General features: G+C 70.0%; 13 protein-coding genes and 1 riboswitch. Of the genes, 6 read left to right on the top strand and 7 right to left on the bottom strand.

Annotated features, from left to right (window positions below; translation table 11 throughout):
- Positions 1 to 95: 95 nt before the first annotated feature.
- Both HUT06_RS00860 and HUT06_RS00855 read left to right on the top strand, forming a co-directional pair.
- Positions 96 to 266 carry a hypothetical protein gene (locus HUT06_RS00860; RefSeq protein ID WP_171069016.1) on the top strand — a complete coding sequence of 57 codons (171 nt, stop codon included), beginning with the start codon at positions 96 to 98 and terminating at the stop codon, positions 264 to 266.
- Positions 267 to 353: 87 nt separating this feature from the next.
- Positions 354 to 1,910: a long-chain-fatty-acid--CoA ligase gene (locus tag HUT06_RS00855; protein ID WP_176193926.1), complete on the top strand. Its 1,557-nt coding sequence runs from the start codon at positions 354 to 356 to the stop codon at positions 1,908 to 1,910.
- Between the two features lie 213 nt (positions 1,911 to 2,123).
- Here HUT06_RS00855 and HUT06_RS00850 read toward each other — a convergent pair whose 3' ends face one another.
- From HUT06_RS00850 to HUT06_RS00840, 3 genes are all read right to left on the bottom strand, one after another.
- The gene (locus tag HUT06_RS00850) at positions 2,124 to 3,002 is read right to left on the bottom strand and encodes an endonuclease/exonuclease/phosphatase family protein (RefSeq protein ID WP_176193925.1); all 879 of its coding nucleotides are present in this window, start codon (positions 3,000 to 3,002) and stop codon (positions 2,124 to 2,126) included.
- A 166-nt stretch (positions 3,003 to 3,168) separates the two neighbouring features.
- Positions 3,169 to 4,353: an elongation factor Tu gene (tuf, locus tag HUT06_RS00845; protein WP_176193924.1), complete on the bottom strand. Its 1,185-nt coding sequence runs from the start codon at positions 4,351 to 4,353 to the stop codon at positions 3,169 to 3,171.
- 329 nt (positions 4,354 to 4,682) lie between these two features.
- On the bottom strand, positions 4,683 to 5,900 hold the full coding sequence (locus tag HUT06_RS00840) for an MFS transporter (RefSeq protein ID WP_176193923.1): 1,218 nt from the start codon (positions 5,898 to 5,900) through the stop codon (positions 4,683 to 4,685).
- A 34-nt stretch (positions 5,901 to 5,934) separates the two neighbouring features.
- Here HUT06_RS00840 and HUT06_RS00835 point away from each other — a divergent pair, with 34 nt between their 5' ends.
- Positions 5,935 to 7,137, top strand: coding sequence for an arginine deiminase (locus HUT06_RS00835; RefSeq protein WP_254714903.1), 1,203 nt, complete (start codon positions 5,935 to 5,937; stop codon positions 7,135 to 7,137).
- A gap of 564 nt (positions 7,138 to 7,701) precedes the next feature.
- Here HUT06_RS00835 and HUT06_RS00830 read toward each other — a convergent pair.
- From HUT06_RS00830 to HUT06_RS00815, 4 genes are all read right to left on the bottom strand, one after another.
- A complete protein-coding gene (locus tag HUT06_RS00830; protein ID WP_302931877.1) occupies positions 7,702 to 8,223 on the bottom strand; it encodes an ATP-binding protein in 522 nt (173 codons plus the stop codon).
- Positions 8,224 to 8,618: 395 nt separating this feature from the next.
- Positions 8,619 to 10,625, bottom strand: a complete 2,007-nt coding sequence (locus tag HUT06_RS00825) for a PAS domain-containing protein (protein WP_176193921.1) — start codon at positions 10,623 to 10,625, stop codon at positions 8,619 to 8,621.
- 76 nt (positions 10,626 to 10,701) lie between these two features.
- Positions 10,702 to 12,072, bottom strand: coding sequence for a cytosine permease (locus HUT06_RS00820; RefSeq protein WP_176193920.1), 1,371 nt, complete (start codon positions 12,070 to 12,072; stop codon positions 10,702 to 10,704).
- Positions 12,065 to 12,182, bottom strand: a riboswitch (TPP riboswitch). Its footprint overlaps the gene before it by 8 nt.
- Before the next feature lie 55 nt (positions 12,183 to 12,237).
- Entirely contained in the window at positions 12,238 to 12,573 is a 336-nt protein-coding gene (locus HUT06_RS00815; RefSeq protein WP_176193919.1) for a rhodanese-like domain-containing protein, read from the bottom strand.
- A 46-nt stretch (positions 12,574 to 12,619) separates the two neighbouring features.
- Between HUT06_RS00815 and HUT06_RS00810 the strand changes: the two genes are divergently transcribed.
- The 3 genes from HUT06_RS00810 to HUT06_RS00800 all read left to right on the top strand — a co-directional run bounded on the left by HUT06_RS00810 (position 12,620) and on the right by HUT06_RS00800 (position 15,394).
- Complete coding sequence (locus tag HUT06_RS00810) at positions 12,620 to 13,081, top strand: SSI family serine proteinase inhibitor (RefSeq protein ID WP_176193918.1); 462 nt, start codon at positions 12,620 to 12,622, stop codon at positions 13,079 to 13,081.
- Positions 13,082 to 13,308: 227 nt separating this feature from the next.
- A complete protein-coding gene (locus tag HUT06_RS00805; RefSeq protein WP_176193917.1) occupies positions 13,309 to 14,436 on the top strand; it encodes a hypothetical protein in 1,128 nt (375 codons plus the stop codon).
- An 88-nt stretch (positions 14,437 to 14,524) separates the two neighbouring features.
- A complete protein-coding gene (locus tag HUT06_RS00800) occupies positions 14,525 to 15,394 on the top strand; it encodes a hypothetical protein (protein ID WP_176193916.1) in 870 nt (289 codons plus the stop codon).
- Positions 15,395 to 15,462: the final 68 nt, after the last annotated feature.

Genomic DNA, 15,462 nt, shown 5'->3' with positions numbered 1-15,462 from the left:
CAGGGTCCGGCTCCGCCGCGCGTCGGGGACGGGTCAGGGCCAGGGTCGTCCCCAAGGGTGATGTCCCGTGCCGAACCGGCGCATACGGTGGAGCCATGGGTAAGACGATCCTGACCATCATCGGTGTAGTGCTCGCGATCTGGCTGGCGATGACCGTCATCGGCGCCATCATCTCGATGCTCAAGTTCTTCTTCTTCATCGGACTCGTCGCCGTCATCGTGGTACTCGCCGTGACCGCCGTCTCCAAGATGTCCAAAAGCCGCTGACCGAGCAGCTCATACCCCTTGCGGGGCGTCGCCGGTGACCGCATGATGCCGGAATAACCAGGCGGTCATCGGCGAAAGGGACATACCGTGCCCGGTCTGACTGAGGTGCTGCGCGAACGCGCACGTTCACATCCCGATCGCCTCGCGTACATCGCGGGCGACAATGAGATCACCTTCCGCGACTTCGACCGGCGCGCCGACCGGGTCGCGGGCGCGCTCACCGCCGCGGGCGCCGGCCCCGGCGACCGGGTCGCGATCCTCGACAAGAACTCGCTCGAGTACGCCGAGCAGCTGTTCGGCGCGGCGCGCATCGGCGCCGTTCAGGTGCCGGTGAACTACCGGCTGGCCCCCGACGAGGTCGCCTACATCGTCAACAACGCGCAGGCGAAGGTCTTCATCGTCGGGCCGGAGTTCGTCCCCGTCCTGGACGCGATCGCCGGCAAGCTCGAACACACCACCCACATGGTGGTCGTCAACGGCACCGACCACGCCTACCAGGACTACGCCGCCTGGGTGGACGCGGCGCCCGACACCCCGCCGGACCACGAGCCCGCCACGTCGGACGTGTTCGTGCAGCTCTACTCGTCGGGCACCACGGGGCTGCCCAAGGGCGTCATGCTGACGCACGACAACTTCCTCGCCGCGCTGAGCGTGACCACCGACGTGTGGGACATCGACGAGTCGTCCGTCCTGATGGTCGCGATGCCGATGTACCACGTCGCGGGCAACGTCCTCACGGTCTCCGCGATCTACAACGCGATCACCGGCGTCATCGCGCGCGAGCCCGACCCGACGCTGATCGCGCAGGCGATCGAGCGGCACCGCGTCACGCACATCTTCCTCGTCCCGGTCCTGCTGCAGTTCATGCAGCTGATCCCGGAGGTCGCCGCGTGCGACCTGTCCAGCCTGAAGCTCATGCTGTACGGCGCGTCCCCGATCAGTGAGGACGTCCTGCGCGGCGCCATGCGGATGCTGCCGAACACCGAGTTCATGCAGGTGTACGGGCTGACGGAGGTCACCGGCGCGATCACGATGCTGCCCGCCGCCGACCACGACCCGGACGGCCCACACACCGGCCGGCTGCGCAGCGCCGGGCTCGCCAACGACAACACCGTCCTCAAGATCGTCGACCCGGCGACGCAGGAGGAGGTCCCCGCCGGGCAGGTCGGCGAGATCCTCTGCCGGACCCCGCAGAACATGAAGGGCTACTGGGGGATGCCGGAGGCGACCGCGAGCGCCCTGTCCGACGACAACTGGTTCCGCACCGGCGACGCGGGCTACCTCGACGAGGACGGCTACCTCTACATCCACGACCGCGTCAAGGACATGATCATCTCGGGCGGGGAGAACATCTACCCGGCGGAGGTCGAGAACGTCCTGATGGGCCACCCCGCCGTGTCCGACTGCGCGGTCATCGGCGTTCCGGACGAGCGCTGGGGCGAGACCCCGAAGGCGCTGGTCGTGCTCTCCGCCGACGTCCCCGAGAAGGACGTCATCGACTACTGCCGCGAGCACCTCGCCCACTTCAAGTGCCCCAGCTCGGTCGAACGCCGCGACGAGATCCCCCGCAACCCCACCGGCAAGATCCTCAAACGCGAACTCCGCGCCCCCTACTGGCAGGGCAAGGACAGGTCCGTGCACTAGCTCATTGCTTCGCCCTCGGCGGTCGGCGCTGGCGCGCCTCCCTTCAACGGGCCAAGCGGCGATCGCTGCATCGCTCCGGCTCGCCTTGCGGCTCGCTGCGCGATCATGTTCTCGCTTCGCTTGAACCTGGCTTCGCACGCGATCGCAACGCCGAGGCAGTTGGCGGCCAAGCTTCAGACACCGTGCATGCGGTGTCTGAAGCTCGGTCCCGTCTCAGCTGAAGCGGACTTCGGCGGACATCGGGCGGTGGTCGGACGTCCGGACGCGGGCGGCGGGGACGCTGCACGAGACCCCGGCCGACTTCGGGATGAACAGGTAGTCGGTCTTCTGCACGGCGGCACCCTGCCAGTTCTGGCGGGTCATCGCGCCGGTGCGGGACGAGCCGGACTGGTCGCACTCGGCGTAGGAGCCGTAGAGCGGGTCGAGGGCCGGGCTCTCCGGGCTGTCGGCGAAGTCGCCGCCGAGCAAGACGCGCCCGCCGCCGCCGAGCAGGGCGAGCGCGCGGGCCTCCTTCTGCCGCCAGTCGCCGCCCTCGGACGGGTCGAGCTGCGTGACGCACACCCGGGTCGCCCACGACTCGACCTCGCCGCACAGCGCGATGCGCGTCCGGCCCGCCGGTGCCGGGAGCTTGGCCTGGCGGGTCTCGGTGAGCGGGCTGTCGGTGCCGATCGCGACGCCGACCCGGCCCTGGCCCTGCGCGCAGGACGCGCCGCCGGGGGTCGCGGCGAACGCCCACGTCCAGGTGGCCGCGGACTTCTTGGCGGTGCGGATCTGCCCCTCGCAGACCTCCTGGAGCAGGACGGCGTTCGTCTTGACCTCGCGCCCGCCGACCTCGGTGGCCCGCGTCCGCTGGACGATCTGCTTGGCGAGCGCCGCGGGCGCCGCCGCGGACGGGCAGCCGGGGCCGCCGCAGACGTTCCAGGTGACCGCGTTGATCGTCACCGCGGCGGGGCGGGGGGCCGGGGCGTCGGCGTGGGCGGGACCTCCACCCCCCGGCAGGCCGTCGATGCTCGCGCCGGTGGCGGCCGCGGTGACGACCGCGGCGGCCGCGCAGACCGAGAGCAGGGGAATCAGGGCGCGGGGGGATCGCACACGTTCTCCAGTATGAGGCTATCTGCGGGGGTAATGCCGAAATCTCACCACATCAAGATCGCATCCGCCAGCGTTTCACGACCAAGCGGTCATCCCGGATACGGCGATTCCCGGCGTCCCCAAGGCTAAGGGGCCCGGCGGATGCTCCCGCCGGGCCCCCGCGCCGCTAGCCGAGCAGCTCGGTCACCGTGCCCGCGCCGACCGTCCGGCCGCCCTCGCGCACCGCGAAGCCGAGCCCCTCGGTCATCGCGACCGGCTTGCCCAGCTCGACGGCCATCTCGACGGTGTCGCCGGGCAGCGCCATGCCGCCCTCGCCGCCGAGGTCGATGCCGCCGACCACGTCCGTCGTGCGGAAGTGAAACTGCGGCCGGTACCCGTGGAAGAACGGCCTGGAGCGGCCGCCCTCGGCGGCGGTCAGCACCCGGACCCGCGCCCGGAACCGCACGTGCGGCCGGATCGCGCCCGGCGCGCTGACCACCTGGCCGCGCCGCACCTGGTCGCGCTTGACCCCGCGCAGCAGCATGGCCGTGTTGTCGCCCGCCTCCGCGCGGTCCATGGTCTGGCCGAACGTCTCCAGCCCCGTCGCGACGGAGCCGAACGACTCGCCGAGTCCGACGACCTCCACCGCGTCCCCGAGCCGGACCGAGCCCTGCGCCACGACCCCGGTCACGACGGTGCCGCGCCCGGTGATCGTGAGCACGCTCTCGACCGGCATGAGGAACGGCGCGTCCAGCACCCTGCGCGGGACGGGCACGTACGCGTCGATCGCGTCGAGCAGGTCGCCGATGCGGGCCGTCCAGTACGGGTCGCCCTCCAGCGCCCGCAGCCCGGACACCCGGACGATCGGTATCTCCTCGCCCGGGAACCCGTACTCGGAGAGCAGCTCCCTGACCTCCAGCTCGACGAGGTCGAGCAGCTCGGTGTCGTCCACCGTGTCGGCCTTGTTCAGCGCCACCACGATGTGCTCGACGCCGACCTGCCGCGCGAGCACGACGTGCTCCCGCGTCTGCGGCATCGCGCCGTCCTGCGCGGAGACCACGAGCACGGCACCGTCCACCTGCGCGGCGCCGGAGATCATGTTCTTCACGTAGTCGGCGTGGCCGGGCATGTCCACGTGGGCGTAGTGCCTGGTCGCGGTCGAGTACTGGACGTGCGCGACGTTGATGGTGATGCCGCGGTCGCGCTCCTCCGGGGCGCGGTCGATGCGGTCGAACGGCACCGCCGACGCGAGCCCGCGCTCGGCGAGCACCTTCGTGATCGCCGCGGTCAGCGTCGTCTTGCCGTGGTCGACATGCCCCATCGTCCCGATGTTCAGGTGCGGCTTGTCGCGCTCGTAGAGCTTCTTCGCCATTTGTCCGTCCTCACGATGATGTGAACGTGAGAACCCGCGCGGCGCACAGGCCGCGCTCACTCGGACCACCCCCCTCCGCTGGTTCTCCGGAGGCAGGACGGAGAGGGGTCAGCGTCGGACGCCGTCTGCTGCGCAGAGGGCGGCCGGCAGCGCGCTCAGCAGGTCGGTGCCTGCGAGCGTCGGAGTGCCGGCCGCGAAGAACATGCCCCGCACACTACGGAGCCCGCCGCCGGAAGTCGACGCATTAAAAGGAAGCGGCCGGCGCCGCGCTCAGCGGGATGATGACCGCGAGCGTCCAGGTGCCGGCCGCAAGCCTCGCGCTTCGGACATTACGGACGAACGCCGTCCACGTCGACCGGTTTTTCCCGCCCGGGGACGTACAGCAGAAGCATCCCCACCGCCGCGCCGACGAACTGGAAGCCGGCGATCCCCAGCACCAGGCCGACGGGCCCGAGCGCGTCCGCCGCGACGGCGGTCAGCGCGGCGCCGAGCGCGGACGCGCCGATCTTCAGGCTGCCGGCCGTCGTGTTGACCTGGCCGAGCCGGTCGGGCGGCGACTCGCGCTGGCGGAGCATCAGCGTCGCCGCGAACACCGGCCCCTCGGCGATCCCCGCCGCGACGAACGCCGCCGTCGCCCACGGCAGCGACGGCGCCACCGCGAGGGCCGCCAGCGACGCGCCGAACGCGACCAGCCCGGCCAGCATGACGGGCTCCGCGTGCTTCGGCGTCAGCCACCGGCTGGACGCCAGCGAGCCGATCAGCGACCCGACCGCCAACGCCACGAGAAGCCGTCCGCCCGCACTCGGCGGGGCCCCGATGTGCTCGGCGAGCAGCACCGCCGTCACCGCGACGCCCCCGAAGCCCGTCCAGGCGAGCGTCGTGGCCGCCGTCAGCGCCCGCAGGACCCGCCCTTCGACCAGCACGACGAGCCCACCCGTGATCACCGAGAACCCGCCCCGCCTCTGCACCGGCGGCCCGGCGTCCGGACCCGGGAAGGGAAGAAGCGGCAAGGTCAGCAGCCCGACGACACCCACCGCGACGACGGCGGTTCCCGCATACTGCCCACCCGCCAGCGACGCGAGCGCCGCGGCGAGACCGGGCCCGGCGATGCCCGCGAGGTTGTAACTCGACGCCTCCAGCCCATAAGCACGCGAAAGCCGTCCCTCCGGAACGAACCTCGGCAACAAGCTGGTCAGCGCGACGACGATCGGCTCAGTGCAGCCGATCACCGCAGCGATAAGGAGCGCAAGCACCAGCGGCGACTGCCCCGCCGTGACCAACAACAGCCCGGTGGCGACGGCGTAGCAGGCCGCGAGGACGACCGCGACCGTCCGGGGCCGCAGCACCCGGTCAAGCGCGTTCCCGATGATCGGCCCGCTCAGCACGTACGGCAGCGTCATCGCGGTCTGCAGGTATCCGGCGGTGGCCGCGTCTCCCGTCCGCGCCTCGACGGTCAGCACCAGCGCCGTCGCGACGCCTTCGGCCGAGACCCGCAGCAGCGTCGCCGAGGTGAGGTGGAGCGGCAGCGCCGCCGTCCGTCCGATCACGCTCGCATGTTGGCACATGCTTAGACTTCGAAGAGTGACGGCAGCGAAGACAGAGCACCGGGTCACCAGTGAGGTCGGACGGCTGCGGACCGTCCTGCTGCACCGCCCGGGCGCGGAACTGAAACGGCTCACCCCGCGCAACAGCGACAAGCTGCTGTTCGACGCGATCCCGTGGGCGGGGCGCGCCCAGGAGGAGCACGACGCGTTCGCCGAGGCCCTCCGCACCCGCGGCGTCGAGGTCCTCTACCTGACCGAGCTGCTCCAGGACGCGCTGGAGTACGAGCCGGCCCGCGACCAGGCGATCGCCGACGCCGTCGTCGACCTGCGCCTCGGCGATCAGCTCCGCCGCATCGTCGAGGAGTACCTGCGCGACCTCGACCCGGAGAACCTCACCCAGACGCTGATCGGCGGCCTGGCCCACGAGGAGCTGAAGTCCGGGCACGGCCTGGTCTACCGGCTCATGGACCGGCTCGACTTCATCATCGACCCCCTGCCCGGCCTGCTGTTCACCCGCGACAACAGCACCTGGATCGGCGACCGCGTGGCGGTGACGAGCCTCGCCATGGAGGCCCGGCGCCGCGAGTCGGCCCTGACCGGCCTCGTCTACGCCCACCACCCCCGCTTCGCCGAGGTGGAGCCGGTGTACTCGCCGTCCCTCGAACACGTCGAGGGCGGGGACGTCCTCCTGCTGTCCCCGGGCGTGATCGCGGCCGGCACCGGCGAGCGGACGACCCCCGCCGGCGTCGAGCGCCTGGCCCGCCAGGTCTTCGCCGCGAACCTCGCGCACACCGTCCTGGCGGTCCCGATCGCCCAGGAGCGCGCCACCATGCACCTCGACACCGTCTGCACGATGGTCGACGCCGACACCGTCGTGATGTACCCGCCGGTGGCGCACTCGCTGACGGCCCACACGGTCACCCTCGCGAACGGCGACCTGCGCGTCTCGGAGCCGCGCCCCTTCCTGGAGGCCGCCGCCGAGGCGATGAAGCTCGACCGCCTCAAGGTCATCGACACCGGCCTGGACCCGGTCACCGCCGAACGCGAGCAGTGGGACGACGGCAACAACACCCTCGCCGTGGCCCCCCGCCTCTGCGTCGCCTACGAGCGCAACATAGAGACGAACGCCCAGCTGGAGGCCGCGGGCATCGAGGTGATCCGCATCAGCGGCAGCGAACTCGGAACCGGCCGAGGCGGCCCCCGCTGCATGTCCTGCCCCGTCCTCCGCGACAACATCTGACCCGCACGACCGCCACCAAAGAACGGCGCACCACCCACCACCGAATGGCCCTGACCTGCACGAACCGAAAAGGCCGGCGCCGATCTCCTCACCAGCAACGGCCACGAGACGGTCAGGGGCCCAGCGGCCGCCATCACATTGGCGGCCTTGAGAGAGGGCCAATGCGGACGGGGACACCCCCGCCTCAATACGATCCACGAAACGGATCCATGCGAACCCCGCGCCAACCGACAGGAGCGCACCAGCGCCAGCCGACGCCCCTCAGCCACAGCAAGCCCGCAGGGGAACGTCCGTAAGCCAAGTCGGCGACAAGGGTCACGTTGCGATCGCGACCGAAGGCAGGTTACGAGCGAAGCAAGAAACCTGATCGCGAAGCGAGCCGCAAGGCGAGCCGAAGCGATGCAGCGATCGCCGTTTTTCTCGTTGAAGGAAGGCGCCCCAGCGCCTGACGCCGAGAGAAAAAAAAATTAATAGAGCTCGGGCGGTGTCGACGGGGGCACGACAGCGCCCGAGCTTGGGAGGACCATACAAGGTCGGGCGGGGTTCCTACCAGGCGGGGCCCTCTTATGCCGGATATGCCCCGCTTGGGGCACTTCCATTCCTACTTCTGTTGCACAGATCTTCGTCCGGCTCGTCCAGCAGGTCTGGAAAGTCGGACAGATCGGGCACGACGGCGTGCATCCCGGCGGGGGCGGCGCGGCCGTTGTCCTCCGCTGACCTGGGCGCACGCAGGACGGCCCACACCGTGGTGGCGCCCTCCTCGTGGCGCACGCCCCAGCCGTCGGACAGGGCCTCGACGATGCCGAGGCCGCGGCCGCCGAGCGAGGAGAGCGTGCCCGGGCCCCGGCGCGGTTCGGTCATCGCGCCGCCGTCGCTGACCTCGACTTCGAGGATGTCGCCGCGGCGCAGCCAGCAGACCCGGACGTCGCCGGACGGGAGCGGGCGGGCGTGGCGGAGGGCGTTGCTGATGAGTTCGCTGACGATGACGCTGGCGTCGTCCACGATGGATTCGTAGACCCCCGAGTCGACCAGCTCCGAGCTGAGGCGCCTTCGGGCGACCGCGACGCTGGACGGTGCGTGTGGCAGCAGTACGACGCTCAGACGCCCTCACCTCCCCCTGGTTCCGCTACTCGGACGAGTCCCGTCGCCGCTCTTCCGGTACGACCGAAATGCCCTGATGGCCAGGGCCGGAAACCCGGGCCATCCAGGTCACCACCTGCACAACGAGTCACCGGCCGTCCGGTCACGGTGATCACCCCCGGAACGGAATCTCGTCACCAACGGCAACCATCAAAGGATCTATCCAGCCAACGGCGGACTTACTCCTCCCGCGCGCGTTTCGTCCATCACACCCTGCGGTCACCGTACTTTCTCGCACCAGCCAAGGTTGCCACCCATCGAGACCGCCGAACGCCCAGGTCACAACGGTGTCACCAGGCCGCACCCGAGGGAGTGTCGTCACGGTGAGTAACCAATCCGGGTCAGCGGTCGGCGCGCAGCACGAGCCGCATGCACGTGCCCTCGCCCGCACGCGCGCCACCTGCGGGTCCGCGTCCGGGCGCGGTCCGCAGGAGCGTGGACGGACGGCTTATGGTCCGTTCCATTTCCGGCACGTCACCACTTGCGGTGACGTTGTCCGCTTTAATGTGAGATCCCTCACGTTCGGCCGGATGAGCTGAGATTCTCCCGCCCTGTGCCTCCGTCAGCCGTTTGACGATGTACAGCCCGAGCCCGATGCCGCCGAAGCGGCGGCGGTCGCCGGAGTCGCCCTGCACGAACCGCTCGAAGATCCGCTCATGGTCGCCGGCCGGGATGCCGACTCCCTCGTCCACCACCCGCACCACGATGTCGGCGCCCTCGGGATGGGCGTGGACGCTGACCGTCCCGCCGTCCGGCGAGTACTTGAACGCGTTCTCCAGCAGCTGCCCGAGCACGATGTCGGTCGCCATCGCGTCCCCCCGGCACGGCGGCAGGTCGGGCGCGATCTCCAGCTCCACGCGGTGCAGCGGCGACAGCGACCGGAATCCGGCGACGACGCCCTCCAGCACCCGGCTCAGGTCGAACGGCTCGATCGTCACGGCCAGCTCGTCGGCGCCGGCCCGGGAGCCGAGCAGCAGGTGCTCGACGAGGCGGGCGAGGGACTGGGCGCGCTCGGCGATGGTGGCGACGGCGGTGCGGCGGTCGGTGTCGGCCAGCTCGTCCCACCGGTTGACCAGGGTGGACGCGAAGCCCTGCACGACCGTGATCGGGGTGCGCAGCTCGTGGCTGGTGGTGGCGAGGAACAGGTCCTTGGCCTCTTCGAGGGCCTTCGCCTCGGACACGTCGCGGAAGTCGACGACCAGCTCGCCGGTCTCCTCGATCTCGGCGGCGAGGACGTTCAGCCACGTCCCCGACTCCAGCCGGAACGTGAGCATCTCGCCGAGCGCGGGCATGCCGAACGGCAGCGGGCGGCCGATCGCCTCCTCCGGTGGGACGCCGGTGAGCGCGTGCGCGGCCGGGTTCCACTGCCGGACGACGAGGTCGTGGTCGAGCACGGCGATGCCGTCCGCGCTGGAGTCGATCACCGCGCGCTCGTGCGCCCGCTGCCGGACGACCTCCGCGTACGCGACGGCGTTGCCGACCGCGACGCCGGCGTGCCCGGCGAGCAGCTCCAGCAGCTCCAGCTCGGTGTGCCCGGCCTTGCTGCCGGAGAACAGCGCGTAGAGCGCGCCGTACGGCCGGTTCTGCAGGTAGGACAGGCCGAGCGCGATCGTGTGCAGGCCGGGCAGCTCGGACCAGATCAGGTCGCCGAGGCGCTGCGCGCCGGTCGCGAGCTTGACGGTCTTGCCGGACCGCAGCAGCTCCCCGACGAGGCTCGACCGCAGCTCGGCGGTGCGGTCGCTCATGTGCTCAGGCAGCCCGGTCATGCTGACCAGCCGCAGCCGCTCCCCCTCGATCCGGACGAACCCGCCCGCGTCGGCTCCGGTCAGCTCGATCAGCGCGGTGGTGATCCGGTCGAGGACGACGTTCAGGTCCAGCTCGGCGTTCAGGTCGGCGACGATGTCGTTCAGCCGCCGGACGAGCCGGGCCCGCTCGGTCATGTGGTGCTGGACGATCTCGTCCTCCTCGACCGGGTGGTACACCCCCACCCAGCCGAGCAGCGTGCCGCTCGGGTCCTGCAGCAGGCTGGTGTCGATGCGCACGTCGATGAGGCGGCCGTCGCGGTGGAAGCGGCGGGTGGCGATCGAGATCTGCCCGCTGTCGCCCGGCCCGGCGGGCCGGGTGAGCAGCCGCTCCTGGACGGCGTTGTGCTCGGCCTTCAGCTCGTGCGGGACGATCGGCGGGACGCGCCCGATCATCTCCGCGGCGCTCCAGCCGAACATGCGCTCGGCCGCCGGGTTCCACACCGTGACCCGGTGCCGCTGGTCCACCGCCACGATCGCGTCGGCGGCGCTCTCGATGACGGCCCGCGCGATCGGATCGTGGACGTGTTCGTACACGTCTGTCATCGTGCCACCGGACTCCGGCGCGGCGCCGGGTAACTTGCATCGAAAATTGCCAGGGGAACCTTACCTTCTGGTAAGGCTACCGCCTGGTAAGCCTCCCGATGATGAGCGCGGCCGCACCCGCGACCAGGAACGACAGCAGCGAGGCGCTCATCCAGCTCTGCGGCGTGAAGTGCACCGCCTCCTGGACGTCCCGCCAGAAGTCCGCCCAGTGCTCGACCGTGCCCGGGTTGATCAGCTGGTAGGCCGCGAACCCGACCGCCCAGGCCGCGATCATCCCCCAGCGGGACGGCGCCCGCCGCGACACGTCCCACCCGTCCAGCCCGGCCTCCTTGCCGCCCGCGGCCCGGCGGCGGCCGAGGAAGAAGTCGGCGGCGAGGACGCCCAGCATCGGCACGAACACCGATCCGATCAGCGTCAGGAAGCCCGCGTAGTCGCCGATGTCCAGCACCAGTGCGAGGACGGTGACGCCGGCGCCGAGCGTGACGCTCAGCACCCGGCGGTCGGCGCGCGGGAACAGGTTCTGGATCGACACGGCGGTGGAGTAGGTGTCGGCGAACGACTGGTCCGCCTCCCGCAGCACGAAGATCGCGAAGAAGACCACGCCGAGCGTGGCGCCGAGGAACGGGTCGAAGATCCTGGTGCTGTCGCCCGCGACCAGCGCGAGCGCCAGCAGGCCGAGGACGTAGGCGATGATCTGCGTGACCGAGTAGCCGACGGACGCCGCGCCGAACGCCGCCCGCTCCGTCCGCGAGTGCCGGGTGTAGTCGGCGGCGACCGGCACCCACGAGATCGACACCGCGAGCGCGGCGTCCGCGCCGATCCAGAAGCCGCCCCACGAGCCCTCCGACAGGTCGGGCAGCGGCTGCCGGACGAGCTCCACGTAGAAGTAGACCAGCGCGATGCCCACCGCGACGGTCACGTACCGGCGCAGCAGCCGCACCGAGCCGAGCGGCCACACCGTCAGCACGGTCGTGATCGCGCCGGCGGCGACGACGTAGCCCCAGCGCGGCACGCCGTCCCACAGCTCGCGGGCCGCGTCCGCGATGACGATCAGCTCGAACGTCCCCCAGCCGATGAGCTGCGCGATGTTCAGGATCGTCGGCGCGTACGACAGCCGGGCGCCGAACAGGCCGCGCAGCAGCACCATCGCGGGCTGCCCGGTGCGGGCGCCGGGGACGGCGGCGAGGCCGAGCATCAGCCCGCCGAGCGCCGTCCCGACGGCCATCGCGACGATGCCCGCCATGATGGAGATGGTCGGCTTGCCGTCCGCGTCCGGCGCCAGGACGGTGTAGGCGCCGGAGAAGGCCAGGAGGCTGACGCCCAGGTTGGCCCAGAAGGCGCTCTGGTCCCAGAACCCGAGGACCTTGGGGGCGGGCTCATCGAGGGTGAAGGGGGCCTCATCGGCGGGCCGCTTGCCCTCAGGGCGCCGTTCGACGTCGGACGTCACGGGACACACTCCCTACGCCGGCATTACCCGGACAGGTTCATGCGGTCGGCGGCGCCCTGCTGGCCGCCCTCTCAGCCCGGCTTGTGGCCCGAGCTCCCGCGGTTATCGGTCAGACCTGATCGTACAACCGCCCGTCGTCCCCCAGAAGGGGGCATACGGTACGGATCACGCGACGAACGGCGGACCGTCGCCCGCGCCCTCCATGGGACGCCCGGCCTCCGCCCAGCCCTTCATCCCGCCGTCGACGTTCTTCGCCAGCCAGCCCGCCTGGTTGAGCGCCACCGTCACCTGCGCCGACCGCGCCCCGGACCGGCAGATCACGAAGACCTCCCGGTCGCGCGGCACCTCCCCGGCCCGGTCGCCCAGCTGCCGCATCGGAATGTGGACCGCCTCGGGCGCGTGCCCGGCGTCCCACTCGTCCTGCTCCCGGACGTCCAGCAGGTAGCCGTCCTGCGGGACGTCGGCGGCGCCGACCGCCGGCACGTCTTCCCCGAAATTCATCACACCCCCATGGAACCGCGCGAACCGGCCCCGCGTCGAATCACGCATGCGGTATCGGACGCTCCTGTTCGCCGCGCCGGGCGTGGCCATGCTCCTGACCCTGGCCGCCTGCGGTGACGAACAGGCCAACGGAAATCCCGCCGCGGAGCCTTCGGGCGCCACGTCCGTGCAGCCTTCCGGCACCCCGGCGGACACGCTCACCATCACCGTCAAGGCCTCCGCGGAGGCCCCCGCCAAGACCTGGACGCTGACCTGCGATCCTCCAGGCGGTACCCATCCGAAGGCCGCCGACGCGTGCGCGGCCCTGACCAAGGCCAAGGAACCCTTCAAGCCCGTCCCGAAGGACCAGATGTGCACCAAGATCTACGGCGGCCCTGAGATCGCCACGGTCAAGGGCAGCTGGCAGGACGAGAACATCGACACCAAGTTCACCCGCCAGGACGGCTGCCAGCTCCACCGCTGGACGCAAGTGGCCCCCGTCTTCGGCAACGTCCCCAAGGTCCGCTGAACCAGCCCTCCCCGTTCCGGCTAGGTTCTCCGGCATCCGCCACACGTCAGGCCCCGGCACCCGCCGGGGCCTGACTCGTGACTTGCACAGAACCTCAAGTTGCTCACATCAGGCAAGTCTGGGCCAAGGCAAACTTGCCTGAATCGGCAACTTGCGTGATTGAAGAAAGTTGGCCCTTCAGGCAAGTTTGCTTGGATGTGTTGGATCCCACGTGTCAGGATGGCAAGGTGAGCCTCGACAACGACTTGACTCCGGACTCGCTCCTTGAGCAGGGGCTGACAGTCTTGCGCGACCTTCTCGGCTCCGGCTGGCAGGTCACCGTCCAGCCGCACACGCAGGAGGCCCGGGGGGACCGGCCCCTGGACGCCTTGGTCGAAGTGAAGGCGGACGGCGACAGCGTCCTGACGCAGTTGATGATCGATGTGAAGACGAGCGTTTCGGCCCGCATGGTAGAGGAGCAGTTGCTGCCCAAGTGGAGCCTGCTGCGGCAAGTGAACCACTACACGAACCTTGTGGTGATCGCCCCCTGGATCTCACCGCGCGTCCAGGCGCTCCTACGCGAGTACGGCATCGGGTACATCGACCTGACCGGCAACGCGGCGCTGCGTATCACGCGACCGGCCATCGCCATCTTCACGCAAGGCGCGAGCCGCTCTCCGCACAGGACCGCCAAGAGCGGCAAGGTGACTCTGGCCGGGATCAAGGCTGGCCGACTTGTCCGGCTACTCGCTGATGTCGCCCCGCCCTACCGCGCCGCAGAGCTCGCCGGTACCGCCGGACTCAGCCTGCCTTATGTCTCACGGCTTCTCGACACCATGGCGGACCAGCTGCTGATCCGCCGCGAGGGCCGAACCATCACGTCTGTGGATTGGTCGCAACTTCTCCGCATCCGCGCCGAGAATTACCACCTTCTACGACATAACTCCTACGTAAGGATGGTCGCTCCGAACGGCATCGAGGCGGTGTTCGAGGCACTGCGCGCGCTTCCTGAGCAGCACAGGCGGCATATCACCCTAACAGGGCCATATGCCGCACGGACGGTGGCGCCGCTGGCTGTAGGCGGACAGTTGATGCTCTATCACCCCGCTGGTCCACCGCGCCTACCCGACGAGATCGGAGACGAACTCTCCCTGTTGCGGGTCGACAAGGGAGGCGATGTGCTTCTCCTACGAGCTCACGACCCGGTGGTCTTCGCGCGGACCGCGGACTACAACGGCGTCCGCAGGGTTGCTTTGAGCCAGCTTGCCGTGGATTGTCTCTCCGGTCCCGGCCGGATGCCCGCAGAGGGCGAAGCCGTCCTCGCCTACATGGCGGAAAACACCTCTCTGTGGCAGTTGGACCGACTGCCATCTTGATCAAGGTCTCCGGCTCTAGGCTCGAACGCCGACGACATCGGCCGACCAGCAAGGATATGGCCGGTTCAGAGAAGCGGAGGAGTCGGACATGGCCAAGGTCCCTGAGGGCCTCGACCGGAACCAGTTGGTTATCGCATCGCGGCGAGTCCTGCTCGACGGCCTCATCGCCCTTCGTCCGCACCTTGCAGCGTTCACCGTCGTCGGGGCCCAAGCCGTCTACTTGCGTACACCCGACGCCTCTTTGCAGAACGCTCCCTTCACCTCCGATGCCGATCTAAGCCTCGACCCCGCCGTACTGGATGATCAACCGCTCGTCGACGAAGCTCTGCGGACGGCGGGATTCACCCTGCTACAGGACGACCAGCCAGGTCTCTGGGCGCGCACCGAGCGGGTAGACGGCAAGGACGTCCCGATCGAACTGGACATCCTTGTAGGCAAGGAACTAGCAGACAAGATCGGAAGCAGAAGCGCCAAGATCCCTCCACACGGAAAAATGACTGCACGGTGGGTGCCCGGCCTGGAGGTCTGCGCCGTCAACCGCTCCCCAGTGGTCATCCGCAGTCTCGACCCGGCCGACGAGCGCAGCGTGACGGCCAACGTGGCCGGCCCCGCGGCTCTCCTGGTCGCCAAGGCTTACAAGATCGCTGAACGTCACGCCCAGGCCCACACCCATCCGGACCGCCTCACCAACAAGGACGCAGGCGATGTCTACCGGATCATGGCCACTGTTCCCGTCCGGGAAGTAGCCGAGACCTTTACTGCCCTCGTCCGGGACCCTCGGGTAGGGGTGATCGCTTCCGAGGGATTCACACTTCTCCGCCAGTACTTCGGCGGTGCCGCCACACCTGGCGTCAACATGGCCGTCGACGCGCACACCGGCGATGTTCCAGAAGAGACAATCCGCCTCACGGCTCCCGCCTACGTCGACCGCTTGGCAAGGGAACTGCCTCGTCTGTGAACGTCAGGACCAGGCCCCGACCACTGCCCTGGATCGTAGTCCCTGGACACTGCCGTACCGGCCGGCCG

Source organism: Actinomadura sp. NAK00032, assembly GCF_013364275.1.
GTDB lineage: Bacteria > Actinomycetota > Actinomycetes > Streptosporangiales > Streptosporangiaceae > Spirillospora.
This window is presented reverse-complemented; position numbering and strand designations above follow the sequence as displayed.

What these genes read in the sequence shown, in the direction of transcription:
- tuf (WP_176193924.1), bottom strand. Translation starts at nt 4,353, where the DNA reads ATGGCGAAGAAGCTCTACGAGCGCGACAAGCCGCACCTGAACATCGGG.
- HUT06_RS00860 (WP_171069016.1), top strand. Translation starts at nt 96, where the DNA reads ATGGGTAAGACGATCCTGACCATCATCGGTGTAGTGCTCGCGATCTGG.
- HUT06_RS00815 (WP_176193919.1), bottom strand. Translation starts at nt 12,573, where the DNA reads ATGAATTTCGGGGAAGACGTGCCGGCGGTCGGCGCCGCCGACGTCCCG.
- HUT06_RS00825 (WP_176193921.1), bottom strand. Translation starts at nt 10,625, where the DNA reads ATGACAGACGTGTACGAACACGTCCACGATCCGATCGCGCGGGCCGTC.
- HUT06_RS00810 (WP_176193918.1), top strand. Translation starts at nt 12,620, where the DNA reads ATGCGGTATCGGACGCTCCTGTTCGCCGCGCCGGGCGTGGCCATGCTC.
- HUT06_RS00800 (WP_176193916.1), top strand. Translation starts at nt 14,525, where the DNA reads ATGGCCAAGGTCCCTGAGGGCCTCGACCGGAACCAGTTGGTTATCGCA.